Annotated in this window: 28 protein-coding genes and 1 tRNA gene; 7 read left to right on the forward strand and 22 right to left on the reverse strand. The window is 64.7% G+C overall.

The window, feature by feature from the left end; all coding sequences use genetic code 11:
* Positions 1-4 precede the first annotated feature (4 nt).
* Positions 5-664 carry an NAD(P)H-binding protein gene (locus ABIB90_RS01180; RefSeq protein WP_007597567.1) on the reverse strand — a complete coding sequence of 220 codons (660 nt, stop codon included), beginning with the start codon at positions 662-664 and terminating at the stop codon, positions 5-7.
* A 26-nt stretch (positions 665-690) separates the two neighbouring features.
* Positions 691-1,629 carry an SDR family oxidoreductase gene (locus ABIB90_RS01185; protein ID WP_354199978.1) on the reverse strand — a complete coding sequence of 313 codons (939 nt, stop codon included), beginning with the start codon at positions 1,627-1,629 and terminating at the stop codon, positions 691-693.
* An 83-nt stretch (positions 1,630-1,712) separates the two neighbouring features.
* Between ABIB90_RS01185 and ABIB90_RS01190 the strand changes: the two genes are divergently transcribed.
* Complete coding sequence (locus tag ABIB90_RS01190; protein ID WP_354199979.1) at positions 1,713-2,366, forward strand: TetR/AcrR family transcriptional regulator; 654 nt, start codon at positions 1,713-1,715, stop codon at positions 2,364-2,366.
* A gap of 6 nt (positions 2,367-2,372) precedes the next feature.
* Here ABIB90_RS01190 and ABIB90_RS01195 read toward each other — a convergent pair whose 3' ends face one another.
* The 5 genes from ABIB90_RS01195 to ABIB90_RS01215 form a co-directional block, all read right to left on the reverse strand.
* Positions 2,373-3,197: an alpha/beta fold hydrolase gene (locus ABIB90_RS01195; RefSeq protein ID WP_007597570.1), complete on the reverse strand. Its 825-nt coding sequence runs from the start codon at positions 3,195-3,197 to the stop codon at positions 2,373-2,375.
* 19 nt (positions 3,198-3,216) lie between these two features.
* The gene (locus ABIB90_RS01200) at positions 3,217-3,726 is read right to left on the reverse strand and encodes a hypothetical protein (RefSeq protein WP_354126890.1); all 510 of its coding nucleotides are present in this window, start codon (positions 3,724-3,726) and stop codon (positions 3,217-3,219) included.
* Positions 3,727-3,910: 184 nt separating this feature from the next.
* Positions 3,911-4,219 carry an EthD family reductase gene (locus ABIB90_RS01205; protein WP_354126891.1) on the reverse strand — a complete coding sequence of 103 codons (309 nt, stop codon included), beginning with the start codon at positions 4,217-4,219 and terminating at the stop codon, positions 3,911-3,913.
* Between the two features lie 216 nt (positions 4,220-4,435).
* Positions 4,436-6,142 (reverse strand): FAD-dependent oxidoreductase, encoded by a 1,707-nt coding sequence (locus tag ABIB90_RS01210; protein ID WP_354200370.1) that lies wholly within the window; start codon positions 6,140-6,142, stop codon positions 4,436-4,438.
* Positions 6,143-6,169: 27 nt separating this feature from the next.
* A complete protein-coding gene (locus ABIB90_RS01215; protein WP_354126892.1) occupies positions 6,170-6,382 on the reverse strand; it encodes a hypothetical protein in 213 nt (70 codons plus the stop codon).
* A 315-nt stretch (positions 6,383-6,697) separates the two neighbouring features.
* On the opposite strand from ABIB90_RS01215, the gene ABIB90_RS01220 reads away from it, so the two are divergent.
* Positions 6,698-6,772: transfer RNA gene (locus tag ABIB90_RS01220), tRNA-Thr, on the forward strand.
* Between the two features lie 727 nt (positions 6,773-7,499).
* Here the strand turns inward: ABIB90_RS01220 and ABIB90_RS01225 are convergent.
* From ABIB90_RS01225 to ABIB90_RS01240, 4 genes are all read right to left on the reverse strand, one after another.
* Positions 7,500-7,790 (reverse strand): hypothetical protein, encoded by a 291-nt coding sequence (locus ABIB90_RS01225; protein ID WP_007597584.1) that lies wholly within the window; start codon positions 7,788-7,790, stop codon positions 7,500-7,502.
* A gap of 100 nt (positions 7,791-7,890) precedes the next feature.
* Positions 7,891-8,355, reverse strand: a complete 465-nt coding sequence (locus ABIB90_RS01230; RefSeq protein WP_219682461.1) for a Crp/Fnr family transcriptional regulator — start codon at positions 8,353-8,355, stop codon at positions 7,891-7,893.
* A 172-nt stretch (positions 8,356-8,527) separates the two neighbouring features.
* Entirely contained in the window at positions 8,528-9,166 is a 639-nt protein-coding gene (locus tag ABIB90_RS01235) for a ferric reductase-like transmembrane domain-containing protein (protein ID WP_354199980.1), read from the reverse strand.
* 11 nt (positions 9,167-9,177) lie between these two features.
* Positions 9,178-9,681: a peptidase associated/transthyretin-like domain-containing protein gene (locus ABIB90_RS01240; protein WP_354126920.1), complete on the reverse strand. Its 504-nt coding sequence runs from the start codon at positions 9,679-9,681 to the stop codon at positions 9,178-9,180.
* Positions 9,682-9,964: 283 nt separating this feature from the next.
* On the opposite strand from ABIB90_RS01240, the gene ABIB90_RS01245 reads away from it, so the two are divergent.
* Positions 9,965-10,960: an LLM class flavin-dependent oxidoreductase gene (locus ABIB90_RS01245; protein WP_354199981.1), complete on the forward strand. Its 996-nt coding sequence runs from the start codon at positions 9,965-9,967 to the stop codon at positions 10,958-10,960.
* A 234-nt stretch (positions 10,961-11,194) separates the two neighbouring features.
* Here ABIB90_RS01245 and ABIB90_RS01250 read toward each other — a convergent pair whose 3' ends face one another.
* The 6 genes from ABIB90_RS01250 to ABIB90_RS01275 are packed head-to-tail and all read right to left on the reverse strand — an operon-like array spanning position 11,195 to position 15,797.
* Complete coding sequence (locus ABIB90_RS01250) at positions 11,195-12,070, reverse strand: amidohydrolase family protein (RefSeq protein WP_354199982.1); 876 nt, start codon at positions 12,068-12,070, stop codon at positions 11,195-11,197.
* Between the two features lie 12 nt (positions 12,071-12,082).
* The gene (locus tag ABIB90_RS01255; RefSeq protein ID WP_007597590.1) at positions 12,083-12,475 is read right to left on the reverse strand and encodes a RidA family protein; all 393 of its coding nucleotides are present in this window, start codon (positions 12,473-12,475) and stop codon (positions 12,083-12,085) included.
* A 24-nt stretch (positions 12,476-12,499) separates the two neighbouring features.
* Entirely contained in the window at positions 12,500-13,303 is an 804-nt protein-coding gene (gene hpaH / locus ABIB90_RS01260; protein ID WP_219682466.1) for a 2-oxo-hept-4-ene-1,7-dioate hydratase, read from the reverse strand.
* 3 nt (positions 13,304-13,306) lie between these two features.
* Entirely contained in the window at positions 13,307-14,167 is an 861-nt protein-coding gene (locus ABIB90_RS01265) for a fumarylacetoacetate hydrolase family protein (RefSeq protein ID WP_354199983.1), read from the reverse strand.
* Positions 14,168-14,210: 43 nt separating this feature from the next.
* Positions 14,211-14,828, reverse strand: a complete 618-nt coding sequence (locus ABIB90_RS01270) for a flavin reductase family protein (RefSeq protein WP_354199984.1) — start codon at positions 14,826-14,828, stop codon at positions 14,211-14,213.
* A gap of 3 nt (positions 14,829-14,831) precedes the next feature.
* A complete protein-coding gene (locus ABIB90_RS01275; protein ID WP_354199985.1) occupies positions 14,832-15,797 on the reverse strand; it encodes a Bug family tripartite tricarboxylate transporter substrate binding protein in 966 nt (321 codons plus the stop codon).
* A gap of 131 nt (positions 15,798-15,928) precedes the next feature.
* On the opposite strand from ABIB90_RS01275, the gene ABIB90_RS01280 reads away from it, so the two are divergent.
* From ABIB90_RS01280 to ABIB90_RS01295, 4 genes are all read left to right on the forward strand, one after another.
* Complete coding sequence (locus ABIB90_RS01280) at positions 15,929-16,729, forward strand: IclR family transcriptional regulator (RefSeq protein ID WP_007597598.1); 801 nt, start codon at positions 15,929-15,931, stop codon at positions 16,727-16,729.
* Positions 16,730-16,811: 82 nt separating this feature from the next.
* On the forward strand, positions 16,812-18,107 hold the full coding sequence (locus tag ABIB90_RS01285) for an O-acetylhomoserine aminocarboxypropyltransferase (protein WP_354126925.1): 1,296 nt from the start codon (positions 16,812-16,814) through the stop codon (positions 18,105-18,107).
* Between the two features lie 4 nt (positions 18,108-18,111).
* The gene (locus ABIB90_RS01290) at positions 18,112-18,894 is read left to right on the forward strand and encodes an alpha/beta fold hydrolase (protein WP_354126926.1); all 783 of its coding nucleotides are present in this window, start codon (positions 18,112-18,114) and stop codon (positions 18,892-18,894) included.
* 69 nt (positions 18,895-18,963) lie between these two features.
* Entirely contained in the window at positions 18,964-19,467 is a 504-nt protein-coding gene (locus tag ABIB90_RS01295) for a DUF6496 domain-containing protein (RefSeq protein WP_354126927.1), read from the forward strand.
* 11 nt (positions 19,468-19,478) lie between these two features.
* Here ABIB90_RS01295 and ABIB90_RS01300 read toward each other — a convergent pair whose 3' ends face one another.
* The 5 genes from ABIB90_RS01300 to ABIB90_RS01320 all read right to left on the reverse strand — a co-directional run bounded on the left by ABIB90_RS01300 (position 19,479) and on the right by ABIB90_RS01320 (position 23,537).
* Positions 19,479-20,432: an aliphatic sulfonate ABC transporter substrate-binding protein gene (locus ABIB90_RS01300; RefSeq protein WP_007597603.1), complete on the reverse strand. Its 954-nt coding sequence runs from the start codon at positions 20,430-20,432 to the stop codon at positions 19,479-19,481.
* A 21-nt stretch (positions 20,433-20,453) separates the two neighbouring features.
* Complete coding sequence (locus ABIB90_RS01305) at positions 20,454-20,675, reverse strand: hypothetical protein (RefSeq protein WP_354126928.1); 222 nt, start codon at positions 20,673-20,675, stop codon at positions 20,454-20,456.
* A 480-nt stretch (positions 20,676-21,155) separates the two neighbouring features.
* Positions 21,156-21,767 (reverse strand): pyridoxamine 5'-phosphate oxidase family protein, encoded by a 612-nt coding sequence (locus tag ABIB90_RS01310; RefSeq protein WP_007597605.1) that lies wholly within the window; start codon positions 21,765-21,767, stop codon positions 21,156-21,158.
* Between the two features lie 22 nt (positions 21,768-21,789).
* Positions 21,790-22,386 (reverse strand): phosphonate metabolism protein/1,5-bisphosphokinase (PRPP-forming) PhnN, encoded by a 597-nt coding sequence (gene phnN / locus ABIB90_RS01315; RefSeq protein WP_354126929.1) that lies wholly within the window; start codon positions 22,384-22,386, stop codon positions 21,790-21,792.
* The gene (locus tag ABIB90_RS01320; protein WP_354199986.1) at positions 22,383-23,537 is read right to left on the reverse strand and encodes an alpha-D-ribose 1-methylphosphonate 5-triphosphate diphosphatase; all 1,155 of its coding nucleotides are present in this window, start codon (positions 23,535-23,537) and stop codon (positions 22,383-22,385) included. The genes phnN and ABIB90_RS01320 overlap by 4 nt, the downstream gene beginning before the upstream one ends.
* Positions 23,538-23,542: the final 5 nt, after the last annotated feature.

The raw sequence follows: 23,542 nt of genomic DNA on the forward strand, positions 1-23,542 counted from the left end.
TGGACTAGAGGCTATTGATATCCTCCATCTCCAGCACCTTTCGCGGATACCCCTCCCGCGCAACCCGGATCATGGCGCGGCCGATCTGCTCCGTCGAGGTGACGAGCCGCGGCGAGACCCGGCGCAGTACCGACCACAGTGGCCAACTTGCTGCATACACGGCCTGCACCCACGCGGTCTTGGAGCGGGCACCGTGGAGCGGTTGGATTGCACCGGGGCGGAACATGTAGGCCGCCTTGAACGGCAGCTTGAGCAGATCGTTCTCGGTCTTGCCCTTGATCCGCGCCCACATCCGCGAACCCTGCTCGGTGGAATCGGTGCCGGCGCCCGTGACATAGACGAATGTCATCTGCGGATTGAGCCGTGCCAGCGCGGTCGCCGCTGCGAGCGTGAGGTCATAGGTGAGATGGCGGTAGCGCTCCTCGCTCATGCCGATCGAGGAGACGCCGAGGCAGAAGAAGCAGGCATCGAAGCCGGTGAGCTGCGCTTCGATCGCCGAGTAGTCCGTGAAATCGCCGTGCGTGATCTCCGTGAGCTTGGCGTGGCGGACGCCGGTCGGGCTGCGGCCGACCACGAGCACGCGATCGATGCCGGCATCGATCAGGCATTCGCGCAAGACGCCCTGCCCGACCATGCCGGTCGCGCCGAAGATGATGATCTGCATCGGGACCTCCCCGACAGGCTCGCGGCTCATGCGGCGGCCGCGATCTCGTCGAAGGATACACCGGTCAACGTCGCCGAGACATCCCACAGCATGGCCGCCGAGGCGAAATCCTTTGCCTGCGGCATGATCTTCGCCGGCCGCGGCGGCCCTTTCAATTCGAAGAACCAGTTGGGACCATAGTAGCCGCCCGGCTCTGCTGCCGGCGAGGTCGCCGCCAACAAAGTCGGCAGCGCGCCTTCCGCGGCAGACTGGCTAATGAAGGGCTGCAGCCACCGGCTCACACGCCACTGGAACGTGTTCGCACCCGGACCGTTCGAAATCAGATCGGTCCGCGCGTAGCCGGGATGTGCGGCAAGGCTCGTCAGACCCCAGCCTGCCGCGAGGCTGCGGCGCTGTAATTCCAGCGAAAACATCAGCATCGCCAGCTTGGACTGGCAATAAGCCCGCCACGGACGATAGGAATGCTTAGCCTGCAGATCGTCGAAATTGATCGCCCCGGAGCGGTGCGCAAGGCTCGAAAGGTTGACGACCCGAGCCGCCTTCGCCCGGCGAAGCTGCGGCAACAGCCGCGCCGTCAGCGCGTAATGACCGAGATAGTTGGTGCCGAGCTGCATCTCGAAACGATCCGCCGTCTGCTGCCGCTTTGGCAGCGCCATCACGCCGGCATTGTTGACGAGCAGGTCGAGCTGCTCGTTGCTGGCGGCGAAGCGCCTGGTAAAATCGGCGACGGAAGCGAGGCTGGCGAGGTCGAGATGCTCGTAGGCGATCAGCGCATTGGGAAAGCGCTCGCAAATGCCCTCGATCGCGCGCAGGCCCTTTGCCTCGTTGCGTCCGGTGAGTATGACAATGGCACCGGCGCCCGCTAGCGCCATCGCCGTCTCGTAGCCGAGGCCGCCCGTCGCTCCGGTCACGACGGCAGTCTTGCCGCTGAGGGAGGGGATGTCTGCCGTGGTCCAGTCGGTCATGCCATAGCTCCGTCGGGGCTGGGAAAGGCCCCGCGACGGGTCTAAATGTGCACTGGGTGCAACTTTGCAAGTGGTGAAGTGATTTGAAGCTTTCGAAAGTTGCCGGGAAATCAGTCAACAGGCGCACCAAGCCATTGCCGGCAGGAGCAAAATCCGCTGATGGCCCCGGTCTGCGCCAGCGCAAATTGCAAGCGACCCGCGAGCGGTTGACCCGCGCCGCGATGGCGCTATTCCTGGAGCGCGGTTTCGAGGCCACGACCATCGACGATATTGCGGCCGCGGCGGACGTGTCGCGACGCAGCTTCTTCCATTATTTCGCCTCGAAAGAGGACGTGGTCGCGGCTTGGCAGGAAGGCGCCGCCGCCGCGCTGGTCGCGGAGGTCGTGGCGCGGCCGGCGGGCGAAACCATGCTGACGGCGGCGGAGAACGCGATCGCGGCGGCGCTCAAGCGGATCGATCCGGCGGAGGCCGCGGCAATGTCGCGGCTGAAGCGCGACAATCCCGCGCTTCGAGTGCGCGACCAACTCAAATACGAGAAGCTCGAGCGGGCGCTGGCCGAAGGGCTCGCCCAGCGCGCCAGAACCAAATCGGACCAGCTGAAGGCGCGGCTCGTCGCCATGATCGCCACCGGCGCGATGCGCGTCGGCGGCGAGAGCTGGATCGCCGGAGGAGCGCGGGAGAAGCCGGAAGCTTTCGTCAAGCGCACCTTCGACGCGATCAGGGCAATCTTGGCGTGAGGCCGCTCACTCCCTAAAGAACGCCAGCAGGTCGGCGTTGATGGTCTCGGCGTGCGTCGTCGGCATGCCGTGCGGGAAGCCCTTGTAGGTCTTCAGCGTGCCGTTCTTCAACAGCTTGGCCGACAGCGGCGCGGAGTCGGCGTAAGGCACGATCTGGTCGTCGTCGCCGTGCATCACCAGCACCGGCACATTGATCTTCCTCAAGTCCTCGGTGAAGTCGGTCTGCGAGAACGCGACGATGCCGTCATAATGGGCCTTCGCGCCGCCCATCATGCCCTGGCGCCACCAGTTCTGGATCACCGCTTCCGACGGCTTCGCGCCGGGACGATTGTAGCCATAGAAGGGGCCAGCCGCGATGTCGCGGTAGAAGCTGGCGCGGCCGGCAGCGAGCTGCACCTGGAAATCGTCGAACACGCTCTTGGGCAGGCCGCCGGGATTGGCCGCGGTCTGCAGCATCAGCGGCGGCACCGCCGAGAGGATCGCGGCCTTCGCCACCCGGCTCTCGCCGTGGCGCGCGATGTAATGCACCACTTCGCCGCCGCCGGTGGAGTGGCCGACATGGATCGCGTTCTTGAGATCGAGATGGGCCGTCACGGCCGCGAGATCATCGGCATAATGATCCATGTCGTGGCCGTCGGCGACCTGCGACGAACGGCCATGGCCGCGACGGTCGTGCGCGATGACGCGATAGCCGTGCGTCACGAAGAACATCATCTGCGCGTCCCAGTCGTCGGCCGACAGCGGCCAGCCGTGGCTGAACACGATCGGCTGGCCCGAGCCCCAGTCCTTGTAGAATATCTCGACGCCGTCCTTTGTGGTGATGGTAGGCATTGTCAGGCTCCTTGAATGATCAGGCGAACGCCATCGGCTTGAAGCGGCGCCAGGCGCCGATGGTGAGCACCACGAAGAACACCAGCACGAGGCCCTGCACCACGGCGAACACGGGACCTCCCGGTGGATTTGGTGCCACGGCAGGTGCGAGCGCGGCGAGCGCCGGCACCTTCAGGAACGACTGGATTACCAGCACGAAGACGTTGAAATACAGCGAGATCATCGCGGTCACGATGTAAACCGGACGCCAGATGCCAGAGAGCTTCATGCCGTAGATCGCGAGACAGGCGATCGCGAGCAGGACCAGCGAGATGATGCCGATGATATGCGACGGCAGCAGCTCCTTGAACGGAAACAGGAAGCCGGTGGCGCTGGTGAGGATCGTGAACAGCAGGAAGATCGCGGTGAGGCCCGGCATCGGCTTCGAGCCGAGCAGGCCAAACATCACGACGAGGCCGGCGACGATGCCGATCAGGCTGATGATGACATGAACCAGCGTGAAGGCGGGCAAGCTCAACCCAAGAACCATGACATCTCTCCTAATCTCCGCATTGGGATCGGATTGATATTACGGTCCTCATCGGATTGCCACCTGCGCGACGTCACACATGCGTGCGCAGCCATGCGTCATCGTGCGAATCGAAAACGCATGGCTGAATTTTTGCAACGCTGTCGCAAACGACGGCAGTTGTAGCCCGCGAAGTCGAAGCGGCTCACACTTCCTTGGTGTCGAAGATCAACAGGTCGGCGCCGCCAGTGGCGAATTTCGGCACGTCGCCGGCGGCCGCCTTGCCTGCTTCGCTGCCGAAGGCCGACTGGATGGCGGCGACGTTGTCGAAGGTGAGAATGGCAACAAGGTGAATTCCGGAAGGCCCGGCGGGGGAGCCGACCGTGCCCGTGCTGACGGCGTATTTCTTCAAGCCGGGAAGTTTCTTGGCGAGCGGAATGTGGGTCTCGGCATAATGCTTGTCGAAAGCGGCAACATCCTTGGGCGTCTTGTAGAGCACGACGAGTTCGGCCATTTAGTCCTCCCGTTAATAGTTTTCTTTGTCGATCCTCATGGTGAGGAGCGTGCGAAGCACGCGTCTCGAACCATGAAGGCCCGGCTTTTGCAGCTGGGCCTTCATCCTTCGAGACGCGGCCTTCGGCCGCTCCTCAGGATGAGGGGAGATAGTCACGCATCATCCGGCAAGATGGCAAGCCAGATTCGGCTTGCCGTCCGCTCGTCTTCTGCTTGACTAAAGCGCCGGTTTTGCGGCGTCGCCGAGGAAGCCGTGCAGGGAGGCCACGACCTGCGCGCCTTCGCCGATGGCGCCGCCGACGCGCTTGACCGAGCCGGAGCGGACGTCGCCGACGGCGTAGACGCCGGGCACCGAGGTCTCCAGCGGCGCCACCAGTCGGCCCTGGTTCTGCTCGGACTGCGCGCCCGTGACGACGAAGCCGCCGCGATCGAGCGTCACGCCGCAGCCGTCGAGCCAATTGGTGGCGGGATCGGCGCCGACGAACAGGAAGAGATTGCGGATATCCGCGAAATCCTCGTCATCAGACAGCCGGCTCTTCCAGCGGATGCGCCGCAGCAGCGAAGCCTCGTCGCCTTCGAGCGCCGTGATCTCGGTGTTGAACATCAGTTCGATGTTCGGCGTGGCTTCGATGCGCTCGATGAGATAGCGCGACATGCTGGCGCCGAGGCCGCCGCCGCGGATGATCATCAGCACCTTTTTGGCGTGTCCCGACAGGAACACGGCGGCCTGTCCCGCGGAGTTGCCGGCACCGACCAGCGCGACCTCCTCGCCGGCGCACAGCTTCGCCTCGACCGGCGAGGCCCAATACCAGACGCCGCGGCCTTCGAACTTGTCGAGGTTCTCGATCTCGGGCCGGCGATAGCGCGCGCCGCTTGCGACCACCACCGCGCGCGAATGCAAGGGATCACAGCCGTCGAGCGCCACCGAAAACGCGCCGTCCTTGCGCGTGCAGTCGAGCGACTTCACCGTCACCGGGATCATGATCTCCGCGCCGAACTTTTGTGCCTGGTTGAAGGCGCGCGCGGTCAGGGCCTGGCCGGAAATTCCGGTCGGAAAGCCGAGATAATTTTCGATGCGCGCGCTGGCGCCGGCCTGGCCGCCGAAGGCGCGGGTGTCGAGCACGGCGACCGAGAGGCCTTCGGACGCGGCATAAACGGCGGTGGCGAGCCCGGCCGGACCGGAGCCGACGATCGCGACGTCGTAGATGCGGTCGTTGCGCGGGCCGCCGATCATGCCGATCGCGCGCGCAAGCTCGGTTTCGCCGGGATTGCGCAGCACCGCACCATCGGGAGTGACGACCAGCGGCCAGTCGTCCGGCTTGGGCGAATAACGCGTGATGACGTCGGCGGCGTCGCGATCGCGCGCGGGATCGAGCAGATGATGCGGCTGGCCGTTGCGGGTGAGGAAGCCCTGCAACCGCACCACGCCGGCCGAATGCGACGGACCGATCAGCACCACGCCGCCGACGCCGCCCTGCAGCAGATTGACCCGGCGGAGGATCAGCGCGCGCATGATGCGCTCGCCGAGCTCGGCCTCGGCGACCAGCAGCGCGCGCAGCCGCTCCGGCGGCAACAGCAGCGTCTCGACATCGCCTTCGGCGCGGCCGTCGACCAGCGCCGGCCGTCCGGAGAGCTGGCTCAGCTCGGCCAAAAATTGCCCCGGCCCCTGGTCGATCAACGGCGTGACATGACCAAGGCCATCGCGCTGGGTGATGGCGACGTGGCCCTTCAGCACGACGAACATGCCGGGTCCCGGCTTGCCGGTCTCGAACAGGAATTCCCCATCGGCATAGTTGCGGACCTCGCCGAAATGCCTGACACGCTCGATCTCGGCTGATGTCAGCGCCGGAAAGGTCTGCTCAGGGCGGGTGAACCGCGACATCTGCGCGTCACTCTCGGGTCGTTGCTGCTCGTCCTGCCCCATTGCCACGTCTATGCACTCCAAAAAATTCTAGTCGCCGGTCTTGCCGGTTATCTCGCCGGCGGGCCCCTCATCTAGGGAATCATCTTCGTTCTGCGAGGGGCCGCCACTTGCGGCCCGTTCGCGCGCCTGCATCTTTCGCCGCTTCAGGTTTTCGCGCAGCGCCGATTTGAGCCGGTCGTCGCGGGACGCCCTCGCCTGTCTGGAGTCCTGCCTCGTGCTCTTGTCGTTCTCGTCTGCCATCGGGGTCCATTACAGCGATCGGCGATAACATGCCCGAGGAATAAGGCAGCTCAAGAGGCCCGCGCGATCCGATCGTGCGAAAATCGAAATGGATCGAATCCGGCGCATCGGGCAACTGGCCAGTTGGGTGGGGATATCGGAACCGAATCCGCGGAAAGTCGGCCGTTTCGAGCCAAAACAGGCATTTTGGCCCCGATATCGACCCGATTTTATCGCTTTGGCGGAGCTAGCAAGCTTGCACAGGAGGGGGGCTTGTGGCAGATATCGGCCCGCTTGGTAGGCCCCTCGTGGCGGCCGATTCTTACCCCAGCACATGCTGCCGTAGCTCAGTGGTAGAGCACTCCATTGGTAATGGAGAGGTCGACAGTTCAATCCTGTCTGGCAGCACCATTCCCTCGCTCAAATCGCACATGAAGCAGCCTTCTCGCGGCACCAAATGCCCGAGTTTTGCTTTTTTCGTAGCCCTCCTCTGTGAAGAGGGCGCAGGGAAGACCGGGTGCCGGCTGGCACCCGCGGTCCGCTGCGCAAAGGTGTAGCGCAAAGAGACCGCACAGCAGCATACAGGTGACGCCGAACACTCGGCCTTCCCTGCGCAGTGGGTTGACGGCTTATGCCGTGCTCTCCCCGGCGACGAGTTCCTTTTTGTCACCGTCGCCTTGCGAATTGACGATGGACAAAGACCCGGTTGAGCCCCGATCCATCTCCGCAAGGCTTGACCGTAGCAACGACGGCCAGGACCACACGATTTTGCCGTACGCAGCGATCCGGCTTCGCCAAGAGGCTTCGCCGGACACGTCCGGCTTCGCCCGAAGGCTTCACTGGACTTGAGCGCCGTTCGTCCGCACGCAACAGGACCTCACGAGGTTCATCTCGCCCTGGTCCCGCCTTCGCGTGCCCGACACTGCTGCGTCCACCGCACCCCGATCCACGTTCGTTACGACGGACGATCGCCCCTCTCCCTGGACCGGGATGGCGGATTGATACTGCGATTCCGAATTTCGGTAAAGTGGAATATTTTTGTGAGAGGGGATTGACGGGATTTTGCGGAAGGTGGGTGTTTTGTCCGACGGGTCAGATTGGCATGACCGACGTTAGCCTTAGGCGGCCATGGCGGGCGTTATTGGGAATCGTCTTCATCTGATGCGAGTGCAGCGCGAACAACGTCGCCCAGGTCTATGCTGAGGCGCGCTCTCGCTTCATTTTTGTCTTCAGCTTGCACCACGTACGACACTTTCGGCAGAACGATAGTGAGAACTCTTACGACGGCTCCTAGTTCTGCTTCTTGCTCATCGCTAAACGGATCGTTGACTGAGGCCAATTTCTTCATTCTCTCGAAGATACCGGGAGTGTGGTCCTCTAAGGCAGCAACGGCTTCCTGTATCTGCTCGTCGGTATAGAACGTGCCCATGAAAACATCTCAGCTCGTAGGATGGGTAGAGCGCAGCGAAACCCATCGAGGCCTCGTTCGGTGACGAAATATGATGGGTTTCGCAAGTGCTCTACCCATCCTACGCACTGTGCCCGGTAAACCGATCATCAGACCGGCGAAGCCGTCGGCATAGCTCGCGATTGATGTTTTGCAGGACGATCACATAGGCATGGATATCGGCCTTGTAGCAGGCGTAGAGCTTTTGGGCCGTCAGCTCGTACAGCACCGTCGGACTCTCCGCGATCACCGTGGCGGAACGATTCTGCATTTCGATCAGCGTCATCTCGCCGAAGAAATCGCCGGGCTCCAGAACGGAGATCGGGATCACGCGCCCCGCATTCGCCCGTTTGCTCACCGCCAGCCGGCCGGATTTGACGATGAACAGCGAGCGTCCGGGCTCGCCCTCCGTCACGACGGTTGCTCCGGTATCAAATCGGCACTCGACCAGCATCGACATCAGGAGGTCGAGACTTTGATCCGGGATACCGCCGAAGAACGGTGTGGCGAGCAGGAATGCTTTCAGGTCGGGGACACTGACGGCCATTGCGGAAGGTTACGCCCGGTCGCTGACTGCGGCAAGCGGGCTAGCCTGCTCCGTCATTGCGAGCGTAGCGAAGCAATCCAGAATCTTTCCGCGGAGGGACTCTGGATTGCTTCGTCGCAAGTGCTCCTCGCAATGACGAGTTGAGAGAGCTTCGCCTCTTGAGCCCAGTGAGCTACTGCCGCGCGACACTTTCCCCCCGCAGCGTCCTTCGCTTTCGCCACACTTGCAGGTCAATCATGACCTTCACGGTTGCCACGAGGATCAACACGCACAGCACCGCCTTCGAGATCGTCTCCATCGTCCCCTCGATCAGCAGGCAATGCGCCACACTGCCTGCGACGATGACGATCGCGAGGGGAATATGGACGATGCGCCAGGTGCGCAGCCGCAGTCCCAGGCGGCGGCGCAACGCGGCCAGGACCGCAACGATGAAGATGGCCCACATCGCGGTCACGCCGAAGGGGGAGAACGGCGTCGGTGAGGTATAGGTCAGGGCGTCGATCATATCGGGCGGACTGGTGATCCAGAGGCCGGCGACGTGGATCACCACCGCCAGAGCGAGCGCGCCGCCGATCCAGCGATGGGCGCGCCGGCCGCGATAGGCCGACAGGCCCGGCAAATATCCGCCGATTAGCAGGGGCTGAGCGAGCACGAGACCGAGCGCGACGATGCCCGCGAAGCCGGCGAGGATGTAGAGCGCGCCGCGCCATGCGAGTTGCTCGCTTGTTGCGGCGGCGGCGATCGGCACGCCGATGGCCAAGGCAAGGGCGACCCAGATCAGGGGCGCCCGGGCCGATCTCCGCCCCTTCATTTGCAATGCGGTCAGGCCGGCTGCAGCACGAAGTGCGCTTCCAGGCTGGTTTCCTTTGGGCTCCGCATCACCGGCCGCAGGAAGACGGTTTTGAACTCGCCGCTGTCATAGGCGAGATGGCCATGCGGCTGGCCGAAGATGGGAATGATCTGCGGCATCTCGAGCCGGAACTTGCCGTCCTTGTCGGTGAGCGTGGCGCCATGACTCTGCGGCTCGTGCTCTTGTCCCTCGGTGGTGTGCGCCCAGATCTGGATGCGCTGGCTTGCGAGCGGCGCGCCGTCGCCGGCGCGGCGCACGGTGCCGCTCATCCAGAAGCCGCCCTTGCCGATCCGCTCCACGATCGCTGCGCCCTTGCGGTAATTGTTCGCGCCGCCCGACATCGTCTCGGTCGGCGCGAGGCCGTCCGCACGGGCGGGCAACAGCAGGCCGGGAACGCCGGTTGCCAAAATCCCGGTGGCGACGATCGAGCCGCCAGCGGCAAGGAGGTTGCGGCGATTGAGTAGGACCGTGGTCATGTCGGTTCCTCCTGCAACAGAGCAGTGGCTCTGGCAATGGTACAACAACAGACGCGAGACGCCCAGTTGGGGCGAGGGGTGGAACGGGGCGCGATGACGGTGTTGTGAATGGGGTTTAGGCCGCTCGAACAGCTTCGTAGGATGGGTAGAGCGCAGCGAAACCCATCGAGCCTTGTTCGATGAAGACGCATGACGGGTTTCGCTGCGCTCTACCCATCCTACGCGCCGACACTACATGTATTCTCAGCCGCCGCGCGTCATCCTCCTCCACTTCGGTACCGAAATGATCCCCTTCTCCGTGCTCGACCTCGCGCCCATCCGCCAGGGTGGCGACGCGTCACAAGCGTTCCGCAATTCGCTCGATCTCGCGCGGCACGCCGAGGGTTGGAGCTACAAACGGTTCTGGCTGGCCGAGCATCATAACATGACGGGCATCGCGAGCGCGGCGACGTCGGTGGTGATCGGGCATGTCGCGGGCGGCACCAAAACCATCCGCGTTGGCTCCGGCGGGATCATGCTGCCGAACCATTCACCGCTGGTCATCGCCGAGCAGTTCGGCACGCTGGCCTCGCTCTTTCCCGGGCGGATCGATCTTGGGCTCGGCAGGGCGCCGGGCACCGACCAGTTCACCGCACGCGCGCTGCGCCGCGATCTCGCCACCAGCTCCGAGAATTTTCCGCAGGACGTGCTGGAGTTGCAGGCGCTGCTCGGCGACGTGCAGCCGAACCAGACGATCCGCGCCGTGCCGGGCATGGGGACGAAGGTGCCGCTGTGGATCCTGGGATCCAGCACCTTTGGCGCGCAGCTCGCAGGCATGCTCGGTCTGCCGTTCGCGTTCGCGTCGCATTTCGCGCCTCAGATGATGATGCCGGCGCTGCGGGAGTATCGCGCGCGCTTCGAGCCGTCGGCGCAGCTGGACAAGCCCTATGCGATGGTCGGCGTCAACGTGTTCGCCGCCGACAGCGAGGCGGACGCGCAACGCATGTTCTCCTCGCTGCAGCAGCAGTTCATCAATCTTCGCCGCGGCACGCCCGGCCCGCTGCCGCCACCGGTCGACGACATGGACGCGCTGTGGTCGCCGGCGGAAAAGGCGATGGTCGGGCAGTCGCTGTCCTGCTCGGCGGTCGGCTCGCCTGACATGGTCGAAGCGAAGCTGAAGGCGCTGATCGCCGATACCGGCGCGGACGAACTGATGACCACGGGCCAGATCTACGATCACGCTGCGCGACTGCACTCGTTCGAGATCGCGGCTGGGGTAAGGGACCGGCTGGCGGGGTGAGCGCAGAGTTTGTCGCCCGACAAAGGTGCGTTCCCTCCCCCCTTGTGGGGGAGGGCTAGGGAGGGGGGTAGCCCAGGAAAAGGTGCTGGTTGTAGATGATGCGCTCAGGGCCGGTGCGCGAAGGAAAGAATCCCCGCGTGGCACCCCCCTCCCTGCCCCTCCCCCACAAGGGGGGAGGGAACGGAGAGAGCGGTATTCGCGGTTAAACTCGACTCGGCTTCAGCTCATCTCGCCCTAATCCGGAAAGCCGAACAGCTTGGCCGGATTGTGCACCAAAATCTTCTCCAGCTCCGCCTGATCAGGCGCGTAGCGGTACATCAGCTCGAGCAGATCGGCGTCGTTGGGCGGCTGCTTGACCGAGACCGGATGCGGCCAGTCGCTGGCCCAGACGCAGCGGTCGACTGCTGCCTCGATATAGGCGCGCGCGATCGGGATGACGTCGTCGTAAGGAGCACCGCGCTTCGAGGTCTTCTCGCCGAGTGACAGCATCACCCAGAAATTGCCCCTGGCGAGCAGCTCGAGCATCTTGCGCAAATTCGGATCGTTCCTGCCGGCTTCCGGATCGGGACGCGCCATGTGGTCGATCAGCACGGGCACGTCGAGATTCTCGTATTTGGCGACGCTGGAAACGATGCCGTCCTTCTCGGGCTGGATCTTGACGTACCAGCCGAGCTCGCGGATGCGCGCAATCGCGCGGGCGAAATCGGCATCCGACAGCACGGCGCCGAGCTCCTGGCGGAAGCTGAAGCGCGCGCCGCGGACACCTGCATCATGCAGCTTGGCGAGATAAGCGTCGTTCGCCTCCGCGAACACCAGCGCGTTGGCGCAGCCGCGATAGTTCGGGCCCATCGCGGCGAGACCATCGAGCACGACGGCATGATCGGCGCCGTAGGTCGTGGTCTGCACGATGATGCCGCGCTCGATGCCGAGCGTCTTGTGCACGCGCAGCGCCGCTTCCCAGGTCGCGGTCGGCATCCGATAGGCCGCGCCGGGACGTTCCGGATATTTGTCGATGGGGCCGAGCACGTGAAACTGGCTGTCGACGGTTTTGGGCGGCGGCGCCTTGACCGGGCGGCGCGGGTTCGGGTCGAACGGCAGATAGGTCGGCATACGCAAACTCCTTTAGTCGATCATTGCGGTGAAGTCGCACTGCACCAGTGCGCCGCCGTCCATGTTGTCCATCGGCAGCGCGTGGCGCGCCGGGCGCGAATGCTCGTCCGGAAACATCTTCAGCCACTCGACGTTGACCGGGCCGCGCTGCGTACGGTCCTTCAGCCACACCGTCATCTTGATGATGTCGTCGGTGGTGCCGCCGGCGGCCTCAACGGTCGCCTTCATATGGGCGAACATGTTGGCGCATTGGGCATCGAGGCTCTCGGGCATCGCGCCGGCGGCATCGCGGCCGAGGATGACGCCTGACATCACGAGATTGCCGATGCGGCAGGCGTTCGGAATCGGGTTGGCGTGCTTGAAGCCGCCGATGTGGATGCTCTTGCGCCGCGTTTGGCCTGTCATGATGCGCTCCCGTTTATTGTTGGTTCAGACGAACTGGCAGGACACCGAGCCGAACGCGCCGTAGTCGGCATGAAACGTGTCGCCGCGGCGGATATCGACCGGACGCGTGAACGACCCCGCCAGCACCACCTCGCCGGCGGCGAGATGCTCGTCATGCGGCGCGAGGCGGTTGGCGAGCCAGGCGATGCCGTTGGCGGGATGATTGAGCACGCCGGCCGCAAGCCCGGTCTCCTCGACCTCGCCGTTGCGGAACAACAGCGCGCCGATCCAGCGCATGTCCGCGTCCATCGGGCGGAACGGCCGGCCGCCGAGCACCAGCGCGGCATTCGCCGCGTTGTCCGAGATCGTGTCCATCACCTTTCGCGCCTTGCCGGTGTCGGTATCGACGCGGTGCATGCGCGTCTCCAGGATCTCCAGCGCCGGGGTGACGTAGTCGGTGGCGTTGAGCACGTCGAAGATGGTGCAATCCGGCCCGCGCAGCGGCGCCTTCAGCACGAAGGCGAGCTCGACCTCGATGCGCGGCGCGTGAAAACGGTCGAACGGAATCGGCGTGGCATCGGCATAGAACATGTCGGCGAACAGCACGCCGTAATCCGGCTCGGAAATGCCGACCGCGTTCTGCATCGCCTTCGAGGTCAGGCCGATCTTGTGGCCCTTGATAACCCGGCCGCGTCCGAGCTGGAGTTTTGTCCAGGCGCGCTGAACGGCATAGGCATCCTCGATGCTGAAATCGGGATAGTCTTTGGTGAACATCGTGATCAGCGTCTTGGTGCGCTCGGCCTCGTCAAGGCGCGCGGCAAGGCGTTCGATCGTGGCGGTATCCAGCATGGTTTAACTCTCCGCCGCGACGGTGTTGCGCAGCACGCCAATGCGGCTGGATTCGACCTCGACGACATCGCCGACTTTCAGCCAGCGCGGCGGGTCGAAGCGGGCGCCGGCGCCGGTCGGCGTGCCTGTCACGATCATGTCGCCGGGCTTGAGAGTGGCGAACGTGGAGAGATAGGAGATCAGAAAGTCGAACGGAAACATCAGCCGCTCGGTGGTGTCCTGCTGCCGCACCTCGCCGTTGACGCGCGTGACGATATCGTGCGGCCCGCGCGGGTCGAGCTCGTCCGACGTGACGATCCACGGACCGATGCTGCCGGAGCGATCGAAATTCTTGCCCTGCGTGACGTTGAACTTGCCGTGGCGCAGCCAGTCGCGGATCGTGCCCTCGTTGCACAGCGTCATGCCGAAGATGTGCGACCAGGCCTGCTCGCGCGGAATGTGACGGCCGCCCTGCCCGATCACGATGACGAGCTCGCCTTCGTAATCGAGCTGATCGGATACCGTGGGCTTCTCCAGCGGCTGACCGGAGCCCGTCATCGAGGACATGCTGCGCACGAACAGGCTGGGATATTTGGGCAGGTCGGAGCTGTCCTTATACTCCGCATTGCGCTCGGCATAATTGACGCCGATGCACCAGAGCTTTTCCGGCGCCAGCACCGGCGGAAGCAGCACGAGCTCGTCGAGCGCATAATCCGGCTTTTGTCCGGCGACGGCTTCCTGCGCGTCGGCCAGCGCATTGGCTGCGATCAGCGCCCTCAAATCGGAGAAGTCGCGGCCGACCCGCCGGGTCAGATCGACGACACCGCCTTCGATGGCGGCACCATAGCGCGGCTCTCCGTCCAGGAGATAGCTTAGCAGTCGCATGGTCGTTCTCCAATGGTCTTGAGGTGCTGCCGGGGCAGCGCGCTCAGTCTTTCGATTTGGGAGTCTGGAACACGCCGCGCAGCGTCACGATCTCGCCGAGCCGGGCGTAGCGCGGTCCGCCGATGCGCGCGATCGGATCGAGCGCCGCGGTTTCGACCTTGCCGTCGTTCACGAGGCCGTCGCGGAGGTGGAACATCACGACTTCGCCGACGATCAGGCGGCTGCGGGCGTCGCCGAATTCCAGGCACTGCCGGAAGCGGCATTCCATCGCAACCGGTGCAATGCTGAGCCGCGGCACCTTGATGCGCTCGCTCGGGAGCGTCTCGAGGCCAAGCTCCGCGACCTCGCTGATCTCAGGCGGATGCTCGACCGACGAGTCGTGCACGGCCTGCATCAGCGGGGTATCGGCGATGTGGATGACGTATTCCTCGGTATCGAGGATGTTGTGCGCGGTGTCCTTGTAGTCGGCGCCCTTGCGGCCGACGCTGATGGCCAGCATCGGGGGCTTCTGCGAGACGAAGGTGAAGGCGCTGAACGGCGCGAGGTTGAGCACGCCTGCGCGGGACAGGCTCGTCACCCATGCGATCGGACGCGGCACCACGATGCCGGTCATCAGCCGGTAGATCCGCTCGGCGCCGAGCTCGGCGGGGTCGATCCGCATCGATCAATCCGCCTTGATGTTGGCCTTGCGCACGATCGGAATCCATTTGGCGTCCTCGCGCTCGAGATAGGCCCTGAATTCATCGGGCGTCATCGCGACGGCTTCTCCGCCGAGCTTCTCGAACTTGTCGGCCACGGCGGGGTCCTTCAGGATCGCGGTCAACGCGTCGTGCAGCTTGTCGATCACGGGCGCCGGCGTGCCTGCCGGTGCGAACAGGCCGGTGAAGGTCTGGCCGTCAAAATCCTTGTAGCCGAGCTCGGCAAACGTCGGGACATCGGGCAGCGACTTCAGGCGGTGCGGGCTGGTGACGGCCAGCGCCCGGAACAGGCCGGCCTTGATGTGCTGCAGGCTGACCGTGAGCTGGTCGAACGCGAACTGTACCTGGCCGCCCAAGAGATCGTTGACCGCAGGCGCATTGCCGCGATAGTGCGCGGTGACCCATTGCAGGTCGAGGCTGGACTGCATCAGCTCACTGAGCAGATGGTTGGTGGTGCCGGGACCGGGCGAGGCCATCGTCAACTTGCCCGGCTCGCGCTTGGCAAGGTCGATGAATTCCTTGAAATTCGCCGCCTGCACCGACGGATGCACCTCGAGCACCAGCGGCGTCATCGAGATCGTCGTAATCGGCAGGAAGTCCTTCTTCCAGCTGTAGACGTCGCGCTTGTTGATTTCGGTCGCGAACAGCACCGGGCCGTTGGCACCGACGAACAGCGTGTAGCCGTCGGGCGCGGATTTCGCGAAAGCCTCGCCCGCGATCATGCCGCCGGCGCCCGCCTTGTTCTCGATGATGAAGGGCTGGCCAAGCTTTTCCTGGAGCTTGTCGGCGATGATGCGCGCGGCGCTGTCGACATTGCCGCCGGCCGGATAGGGCACGATCAGCTTGACGTTGCGCGACGGCCATTGCTGGCCGGACGCCGGTCCCGTCAGCATCGCCGCTGCGGCAGCGATGGCAATCCAGATTAATCTCATGTTAACCTCCCGGCGGCGCTTCCAATTTTACGTCGATTTGCCTGACGTCGTACACGGCATCTCGATTCGGAGCGCAATCTCCAGATGCGCGCTTTACCTGTCGAGTGAATTGTGGCGTTCTTGTCCATATTATGGACAAGACCGCTTCCGCGAAATCCACACGCCGCATCACCGAACCGCGACAGGGTGCGCAGGCGATCCGCCGCGCGCTCGCGGTGCTGCGCATTCTTGCCGCCGGCCGCGAGGACGGCGTGCCGCTGGCAGAGGTGGTGCGGGCGACCGGCCTCACCCGCCCGACCGTGCACCGCATCGTCCACGTGCTGATCGAGGAAGGTATCGTCGAACGGCATGACAAAACCGGCCGCTACGCGATCGGCAACCAGGTGCCGGAGCTTGCGCTCGCACGGGCTCGGCCGTCGCGGCTGCTGATCGCCGCCAATCCGTCGCTGCAACGTGCGTCGACCGAGATCGGCGACACGCTGTTCCTGACGGTGCGGACCGGCAACGACACGCTGTGCGTCGACCGCAGGATCGGTGTCTATCCGATCCAGGTGCTGTCGATCGAGGTCGGCGCGCGCCGACCGCTCGGCGTCTCCAGCGCGGGCGTTGCCATCCTCGCCGCGATGCCGGCCCAGGACGCGCGGAAAATCGTCGCTGCCAATGAGAAGAGACTGGAGGCCTACCGGACCGATGTTGCGACGGTGCTGGGCCAGGTCACCGCCGCAAGACGGCTGGGATATGGCATGAGAGAGATTGGTCTCGTGCAGGGCACGAAATCGATCTCCACCTGGATCAAGACCCCGGACGGCCGCCCCGCCGCCGCGATGACCGTCTCCGCCGTTCGGACGAGGCTCGGCCCGCGCCGCGAGCAGGAGGCCGCGGAGATCCTGCTGCGGGAGGCGCGGATCATCGAGCAGGCGATCCGGGGTTAGACAACGCAGTCAATGGGCTGACGCAGCGCGCATTTTTGTGGCACAAGGGCCGCCTCCCGCCGACCGAGCAACGAGGCCACGCATGCCCGCGCCAAAACCGCCCGCCTTCGAAACCCTGAGCCTGCATGCGGGCCAGCATCCGGATCCCGCGACCGGCGCCCGCGCGGTGCCGATCTACCAGACCACGTCCTACGTGTTCCAGGACTCCGATCACGCCGCCGCGCTGTTCAACCTCGAGCGCGCCGGCCACATCTATACGCGCATCTCCAATCCGACCACCGGCGTGCTCGAGGAACGGCTTGCGGCGCTGGAGGGCGGCGTCGGCGCGATCTGCACAGCGAGCGGCATGGCGGCGCTGCATCTGGCGATCGCGACGCTTCTGAACGCCGGCGACCATATCGTCGCATCGAGCTCGCTCTATGGCGGCACCATCAACCTGCTCGCGCACACGCTGCCGCGCTTCGGCATCACCACAACGTTCGTGAAACCGCGCGATCTCGATGCGTTCCGCGCGGCGATCAAGCCGAACACGAAGCTGGTGATCGGTGAGACCATCGGCAATCCCGGGCTCGAGGTGCTGGACATTCCGAAGGTCGCGCAGATCGCGCATGACGCGAAGATTCCGCTGCTGATCGACAACACCTTTGCCACGCCCTATCTCAGCCGTCCGATCGAACTCGGGGCCGACATCGTCATGCATTCGGCGACCAAATGGATCGGCGGCCACGGCATCGCGATCGGCGGCGCCATCGTCGACGGCGGCCGGTTTGATTGGCGCTCATCCGGAAGATTCGGCGTGCTGACCGAACCCTATGGCGGTTATCACGGCATCGTCTTCGACGAGCAGTTCGGCACCGCGGCCTTCATCATGCGTGCGCGCACCGAAGGCCTGCGCGATTTCGGCGCTTGTCTATCCCCGACCAACGCGTTCCAGCTGTTGCAGGGCGTGGAGACACTCGGGGTGCGCATGGACCGCCATATGCAAAACACGCACCTCGTGCTGGAAGCACTGAAGTCCAACAAGGCCGTGGATTGGGTGCAGCATCCCTCGCTGGAAGATCACGCGGACTACCAGCTGGCAAAACAGTTGCTGCCGCGCGGCGCCGGCTCGATTGTCTCCTTCGGCATCAAGGGCGGGCGGCCCGCGGGCCGCAAGTTCATCGAGCAGCTGCGCATGATCAGTCATCTCGCCAATGTCGGCGACGCCAAGACGCTGGTGATCCACCCGGCGTCCACCACGCACCAACAGATGGACGCCGAGCAGCTCAAGGCCTCCGGCATCGGCGAGGAGCTGGTGCGGCTCTCGGTCGGCATCGAGACCGCAAGCGACATCATCGACGATCTCACCCAAGCGCTGCGCATCTCGCAAAAGGTCTGACACCATGAAGCTCTCCGTCAACGGCGCCGAGGTGCTGGTCGCAACCGGTGGCCGCGACTTCGACAGATCCCTGCCCGCCGTCATCTTCCTTCACGGCGCCGGCTTCGATCATTCGACCTGGGCGCTGCACACGCGCTGGTTCGCCCATCACGGCTTTGGCGTGCTAGCGCCTGATCTGCCCGGTCACGGCCGCTCCCCCGGACCTTCGCTTGGCAGCATCGCCGAAATGGCCGACTGGACGGCCGCCCTGCTCGATGCGGCCGGAGCGACGAAAGCGCATCTGATCGGCCATTCCATGGGATCGCTGATCTCGCTGGAGACGGCCGCACGTCACCCCGACAAGGTCTCCGCGCTCAGCCTGATCGGCACCGCCGCGACGATGACGGTCGGCCCGGATCTGCTGAAGGCGGCCGAAGCCAATTCGCAGGATGCAAACGACATGGTCTCGATCTGGGGCCTCGGCTTCAGCGCCGAGCTCGGCGGCAGCCTCGCACCGGGCCTGTGGATGCATGGCGGCGCCCAGGCCGTGTTGAAACACTGCGAGCCGGGCGTGCTGTTCCGGGATTTGTCGGCCTGCAATGCTTACGCGAATGCGCTTGCCGCCGCCGGGAGCGTGAAGGTGCCCACGACGCTCATCCTCGGCGAGCGGGACATGATGACGCCGGTAAAGGCCGGCAAGGCACTTGCCGCCGCGATCCCTCATGCGAAGACCGTCGTCGTGCCCGGCGCGGGCCACATGATCATGGCCGAACGCCCGGATGAACTGCTGGCGGCGCTACGGAACTGACAGGATCAATCGTCCATCTTGCGCGTTGCGGTCAGATATCCCTGTGAAGATCCAGAGGGAACATGACCCATGCCAAGACAGGAAGTCATCCGCAAAGCCAGGCAAGACAAGCGTGCCGGTAAATCGGCAAGCACGCAGGCCGGCGAATTCGTCAAGGACCAGATCGACAAGATCCGCAAGGGCAAGCATGGTGCGCGCTCGACGAAACAGGCCATCGCCATCGGTCTGTCCGAAGCGCGCCGCGCCGGCGTCGATCTGCCGCCGCCGCGCAAGGGACGCGTCAAGAAGGCGACGCGTCGCAGCGCCAAATATGCCTATGAGGTCGGTCAGGGCAAACGCACCCCGAAGCGCCGACCGCGCGTGTCGCGAGCGGTTGAAAAGGTTTTGAAGAAGGAGCCGCGCTCGACCGCATCGCGCAGTGCACTGTCGAAACAGGGCAAGCGTGCCGCGAGCCAGCGATCCGCTGCTTCGCGTTCGGCGACTGCCCGCAAGGCGAGCCGGACCAAAGGCGCCAAGGCCCGCTCCGCCGCCGCAAAGAAGGCGGCACGCACCAGGGCGCGCCGCCGGAGTTAAGTCTGGTCCCCTCAGGAGCCCGGCGTCCACTTCCAGACGATGTCGGACACGTTGACTGGCTTCGGGATCAGGCCCAGTTTTGCAAAACGGTCGGCGACGGCCTGCTGGCTCTTGGTCACCTCTGCATCCAGCGGCACCACGCGATAGGTGGAGCGGTTGACGAAGCGGCTGACAGCTTCGATGTCGACGCCGGTCGCCTCGGACTGAGCCTTTGCTACCTCCTCATGGTGAGATTCCGCCCATACGCCTTCGGAGGCGAAGCTCGCGTTGAGCTTTGCCACCAGCGAAGGATACTTCTCTACGAAGTCCGTCCCGGCGATGTAGAAAGCGTTCGGCTTGTGGACATCCCTGTCGAAGGCGATGACTCGGGCGCTTTCCTTCAATTCAGCAAGCGCCAGATATGGATCCCAGATCGACCAGGCATCGACCGAGCCCTTCATGAAGGCGGCTGTCGCATCAGCCGGGGCGAGCGGTGCCGGCGTGATGTCGGACCAGGCGAGACCGGCCTTCTCGAGCGACGCGACCAGGAGGTTGTGCGCACTCGATCCCTTGGCGAAGGCAACGCGCTTGCCCTTGAGGTCTGCGAGCGATTTGATCGGTGAATTCTTCGGCACGATGATCGCCTGAGTGTCGCCGTCCGACTTCACCGCCGCAACGTAGCGGATCCTGGCGCCGCCGGCTTGCGCGAAGATCGGTGGGGTATCGCCGACGAACCCGAAATCGACGCTGCCGACATTGATGGCCTCCAGCAGCGGCGGACCAAACTGGAAGTCGATCCATTTGACCTCGATGCCGAGCGGCTTGAAGGCGCTTTCGAGCGTCTGGCGCTGGCGAACCGCGGGGAAGAAGCCGCCCTTCTGCGTACCGATGCGGATTTCCGCCGGCTTGTCCTCCGCGCGCGCAGGTGGGGCCAAGGCCGTCGCGAGCAGCAGGCTGGTTGCGAGGATGTATCGTCGGGTCATCATCATGTGGTCCTTTCGGTGGTTTCAGCTGGCAAAGAAGCGAGAATTCGCGCGCCGGCTCCGTTCGGAGAACACGGCACGGGCGGCACGCTCGGCCTCGCGCGCCGAGCGGAACTGCCTGCCTTCGAGGCTGTCGAACAGACGCTCGGAGGAGAAGAAGCGGAAGCCGCGCGTATCCTTCGTGACGATGCCGGCGGCGCGGTCGTGGATCTCGATGATGTAAGCGTTCGATTGAGTTTGGGACATGACTGCTCGTTCGCCGGGATCTCGGCGTTCCTGTCTCGGGATTTGCTGGGTGAGGTGCTGCTAGAAGACGGCGGTCAGCAACAACAGGCGCCGGTGGCCGCCGAGAAACAGCGCCGCGTCATGCACACATGCATGTCGTCCCTATTGCGCTGCTGATCGGTTCTCATATCGCGGCTTCGGCTCGAGGAGCAGTTTCGATGCCTCGACTATCGAGTGTTTGGCGCGATCGGTCAATGAAATGGCTATCCATAATTACCACCGGCGCGCATCGGCACTTCTCCGGGCGCGAGCGCAGGCAATCGAATTTATCTCGCGATGAGTTCTTTCCTTCTCCCCTTGCGGCAGAAGGTGGCGCGAAGCGCCGGATGAGGGGTTGCCTCAGCGAATCCTGAAGAGAGTCGCGCGCGGAGAGAACCCCTCACCCGTCTCGCCGCTGTCGCGGCGAGCCACCCTCTCCCGCAGGGGGAGAGGGAAGAGAGCTCACCACATCGTCGCCGCTGCCCGCTCGGGCCAGGCGCGATCATACTCCGCGCCGCCGACCTTGTTCTCACTCATCTCGGCGAGGATCTGGCCGGGTGTCGGCAGCGTCTTGGGGTCGATGCGCTTGTCGGGATTCCAGAGATCGGAGCGGACGATGGCGCGGGCGCACTGGAAGTAGATTTCGTGGACCGTCATCACCATGACGCTGCGCGGCGCCTTGCCGTCGACCTTGAAGGAAGCGAGCAGTTCGGGATCGATGGAAACATAGGCCCGGCCATTGGCGCGGACCGCATTGCCGGAGCCGGGGATCAGGAACATCAGGGACACCCTGGGATCGCGCACGATGTTGCGCAGGGAATCGACCCGGTTGTTGCCGCGTCGATCCGGCAGCATCAGCGTCTTCGGGTCGTGAATGCGGACGAAGCCGGAGAGATCGCCGCGCGGCGAGCAGTCGATCCCCTCGGGTCCGATGGTGGCGAGCGCGGCGAACGGGGCCTTTTCGATGAAGACGCGATAGAGCGGGGTGACGTGGTCGGCGACTTTCACGGTCGAGGCGTCATTGGTGACGCCGTAGATGGCCTCCAGCTGCTCGACCGTTTCGATCACCGACATTCCAGTCTCCTTGTTGTGCCGGCTATTCGTGCCAGCCTTGATTTCTGATCACGCGCAGAAGCTGGCGGCCATGATACTCCGCGCTGCCCGCGTTGAGAATGGTGACGTCGGCCTGCGCCGATGCGTCGCCGACGCTGCGCGTCAGCCGGTCCGCGATATTGCCGTCGCTGTCCCGGGCGCGGGCGGCAAGCCGCTGCGCCAGCACATCCGGTGGCGCCGTGATCGCGACCACCACGACGTTTGCATAGGTCTGGCGTAGCGCGCCGATCACCGTGCGCGAAACATTGGCCACGACGGCGCGTCCGGCACGAATATCATCGTTGAGGTCGAGCGGCAGCGCGTAGCAATGCCCATGCGCTTCCCAATGCACGGCGAAATCCCCACGCTCGAGCGCGCGCCGGAATTCGTCAGGGCTCACCGCGACATTGTCTTCGTCGGCTGAGGATTCGCGCGTCACGACACGGCGCGGAAAGACGATGTCGTGATCCTCGATGCATGCTGCCCGCGCCAGCCGCAGCAGCGTGTCCTTGCCGGCACCGCTGGGGCCGACCACGAGCACGAGCCGGCCAGGGCCGATCGCATCCGTCTCGTCCTCCGCCACGGTCGCGGCCTCGCTCATGCGACGCGGCTCCCCTCGCGCCAGACGCTGCGGACCGCGGGGACGCTGCCCGCAACATGCACGCGGATCAGATCGGCACGCTTGCCGACCGCGATCTCGCCGCGGTCGGACAGGCCGACTGCCTCGGCGGGCGCCTTCGTCACCGTGCGGATCGCCGCCGCAAGACTGATGGCAGGCACATGCTCCGGCAAATGTAGCGCGGCCATCAGAAGGCTCGAGGGAATGTAGTCCGACGACAGGATGTCGAGCAGGCCTTCGCGAGCGAGATCGACCGCGGCGATGTTGCCGGAATGCGAGCCGCCGCGCACGACGTTCGGCGCGCCCATCAGGATGTCGATGCCGGCCTCGTGCAGGCCGCGCGCGGCCTCCAGCGTGGTCGGAAATTCCGCGACCGAAACGCCATCGCGCACGGCGTCCACGACGTTCTCCTCGGTGGTATCGTCATGGCTCGCCAGCGGGATCTTGTACTTGTGTGCCAGCGCCACGATCTCGCGCATGTTGGTCGCCGCATAGGCCTTCTGATATTCGAAGCGCTTCGCGAACAGCTGGTCGAGCTCGGCATCGGTCTTGCCGCCGCCCTTGCCGCGATAATAGTCGCGCAGCTTGCCTTCGTCGCGGAACTGGCGCTGGCCGGGGGTGTGGTCCATCAGCGACATCAGCCGCACGTCGGGACGGTCGATCAGCTCCATGGACTCCTCGACCACGCTCGGCATCGGGATTTCGCAGCGCAGATGCAGGAAGTGATCGGCACGCAGCAAATTGGCATCGCGTGCGGTGGTGATCGCGGCGGCGAGCGTGCCGGCGCGTCCGTCGACTTCCTCGGCGCCATCCTCGCGCCAGACCCGGAGCGAGTCGAACACCGTGGTGATGCCCGATGTCGCGAGCTGGCCGTCATAGGAGACGACGGCGGCGACCGGATTCCAGAACACTTTTGGCCGCGGCACGTAATGCGCCTCGAGGTGATCGGTGTGGAGCTCGATCAGGCCGGGCATGATCAGATCGCCGGCGGCATCCTCGGCCCCGGCGGGCGCCCTGCCCTCACCGATTTCGGCAATGCGTCCATCGGCGAGAGCAAGCCAGCCCTGCTCGATCACCCGCTCCGCCAGCACGATCCTGGCGTTGGCGATCACGATGTCCTTCTTGGCGTTCATATCCA

It is taken from the genome of Bradyrhizobium sp. JR4.1 (assembly GCF_040548605.1).
GTDB classification, from domain to species: Bacteria; Pseudomonadota; Alphaproteobacteria; order Rhizobiales; family Xanthobacteraceae; genus Bradyrhizobium; species Bradyrhizobium canariense.

Excerpts from the sequence above, each read along its gene's own strand:
- ABIB90_RS01215 (WP_354126892.1), bottom strand. The coding sequence starts at position 6,382 with ATGGCAGACGAGAACGACAAGAGCACGAGGCAGGACTCCAGACAGGCG.
- ABIB90_RS01250 (WP_354199982.1), bottom strand. The coding sequence starts at position 12,070 with ATGCCGACCTATCTGCCGTTCGACCCGAACCCGCGCCGCCCGGTCAAG.
- ABIB90_RS01185 (WP_354199978.1), bottom strand. The coding sequence starts at position 1,629 with ATGACCGACTGGACCACGGCAGACATCCCCTCCCTCAGCGGCAAGACT.
- ABIB90_RS01290 (WP_354126926.1), top strand. The coding sequence starts at position 18,112 with ATGAAGCTCTCCGTCAACGGCGCCGAGGTGCTGGTCGCAACCGGTGGC.
- ABIB90_RS01295 (WP_354126927.1), top strand. The coding sequence starts at position 18,964 with ATGCCAAGACAGGAAGTCATCCGCAAAGCCAGGCAAGACAAGCGTGCC.
- ABIB90_RS01265 (WP_354199983.1), bottom strand. The coding sequence starts at position 14,167 with ATGCGACTGCTAAGCTATCTCCTGGACGGAGAGCCGCGCTATGGTGCC.
- ABIB90_RS01195 (WP_007597570.1), bottom strand. The coding sequence starts at position 3,197 with ATGCCTACCATCACCACAAAGGACGGCGTCGAGATATTCTACAAGGAC.
- hpaH (WP_219682466.1), bottom strand. The coding sequence starts at position 13,303 with ATGCTGGATACCGCCACGATCGAACGCCTTGCCGCGCGCCTTGACGAG.
- ABIB90_RS01230 (WP_219682461.1), bottom strand. The coding sequence starts at position 8,355 with ATGGCCGTCAGTGTCCCCGACCTGAAAGCATTCCTGCTCGCCACACCG.
- phnN (WP_354126929.1), bottom strand. The coding sequence starts at position 22,386 with ATGAGCGAGGCCGCGACCGTGGCGGAGGACGAGACGGATGCGATCGGC.
- ABIB90_RS01225 (WP_007597584.1), bottom strand. The coding sequence starts at position 7,790 with ATGGGCACGTTCTATACCGACGAGCAGATACAGGAAGCCGTTGCTGCC.
- ABIB90_RS01305 (WP_354126928.1), bottom strand. The coding sequence starts at position 20,675 with ATGTCCCAAACTCAATCGAACGCTTACATCATCGAGATCCACGACCGC.
- ABIB90_RS01320 (WP_354199986.1), bottom strand. The coding sequence starts at position 23,537 with ATGAACGCCAAGAAGGACATCGTGATCGCCAACGCCAGGATCGTGCTG.
- ABIB90_RS01255 (WP_007597590.1), bottom strand. The coding sequence starts at position 12,475 with ATGACAGGCCAAACGCGGCGCAAGAGCATCCACATCGGCGGCTTCAAG.
- ABIB90_RS01310 (WP_007597605.1), bottom strand. The coding sequence starts at position 21,767 with ATGTCGGTGATCGAAACGGTCGAGCAGCTGGAGGCCATCTACGGCGTC.
- ABIB90_RS01240 (WP_354126920.1), bottom strand. The coding sequence starts at position 9,681 with ATGACCACGGTCCTACTCAATCGCCGCAACCTCCTTGCCGCTGGCGGC.
- ABIB90_RS01300 (WP_007597603.1), bottom strand. The coding sequence starts at position 20,432 with ATGATGACCCGACGATACATCCTCGCAACCAGCCTGCTGCTCGCGACG.
- ABIB90_RS01245 (WP_354199981.1), top strand. The coding sequence starts at position 9,965 with ATGATCCCCTTCTCCGTGCTCGACCTCGCGCCCATCCGCCAGGGTGGC.
- ABIB90_RS01285 (WP_354126925.1), top strand. The coding sequence starts at position 16,812 with ATGCCCGCGCCAAAACCGCCCGCCTTCGAAACCCTGAGCCTGCATGCG.
- ABIB90_RS01180 (WP_007597567.1), bottom strand. The coding sequence starts at position 664 with ATGCAGATCATCATCTTCGGCGCGACCGGCATGGTCGGGCAGGGCGTC.
- ABIB90_RS01210 (WP_354200370.1), bottom strand. The coding sequence starts at position 6,142 with ATGGGGCAGGACGAGCAGCAACGACCCGAGAGTGACGCGCAGATGTCG.
- ABIB90_RS01270 (WP_354199984.1), bottom strand. The coding sequence starts at position 14,828 with ATGCGGATCGACCCCGCCGAGCTCGGCGCCGAGCGGATCTACCGGCTG.
- ABIB90_RS01205 (WP_354126891.1), bottom strand. The coding sequence starts at position 4,219 with ATGGCCGAACTCGTCGTGCTCTACAAGACGCCCAAGGATGTTGCCGCT.
- ABIB90_RS01280 (WP_007597598.1), top strand. The coding sequence starts at position 15,929 with ATGGACAAGACCGCTTCCGCGAAATCCACACGCCGCATCACCGAACCG.
- ABIB90_RS01235 (WP_354199980.1), bottom strand. The coding sequence starts at position 9,166 with ATGAAGGGGCGGAGATCGGCCCGGGCGCCCCTGATCTGGGTCGCCCTT.
- ABIB90_RS01275 (WP_354199985.1), bottom strand. The coding sequence starts at position 15,797 with ATGAGATTAATCTGGATTGCCATCGCTGCCGCAGCGGCGATGCTGACG.
- ABIB90_RS01200 (WP_354126890.1), bottom strand. The coding sequence starts at position 3,726 with ATGGTTCTTGGGTTGAGCTTGCCCGCCTTCACGCTGGTTCATGTCATC.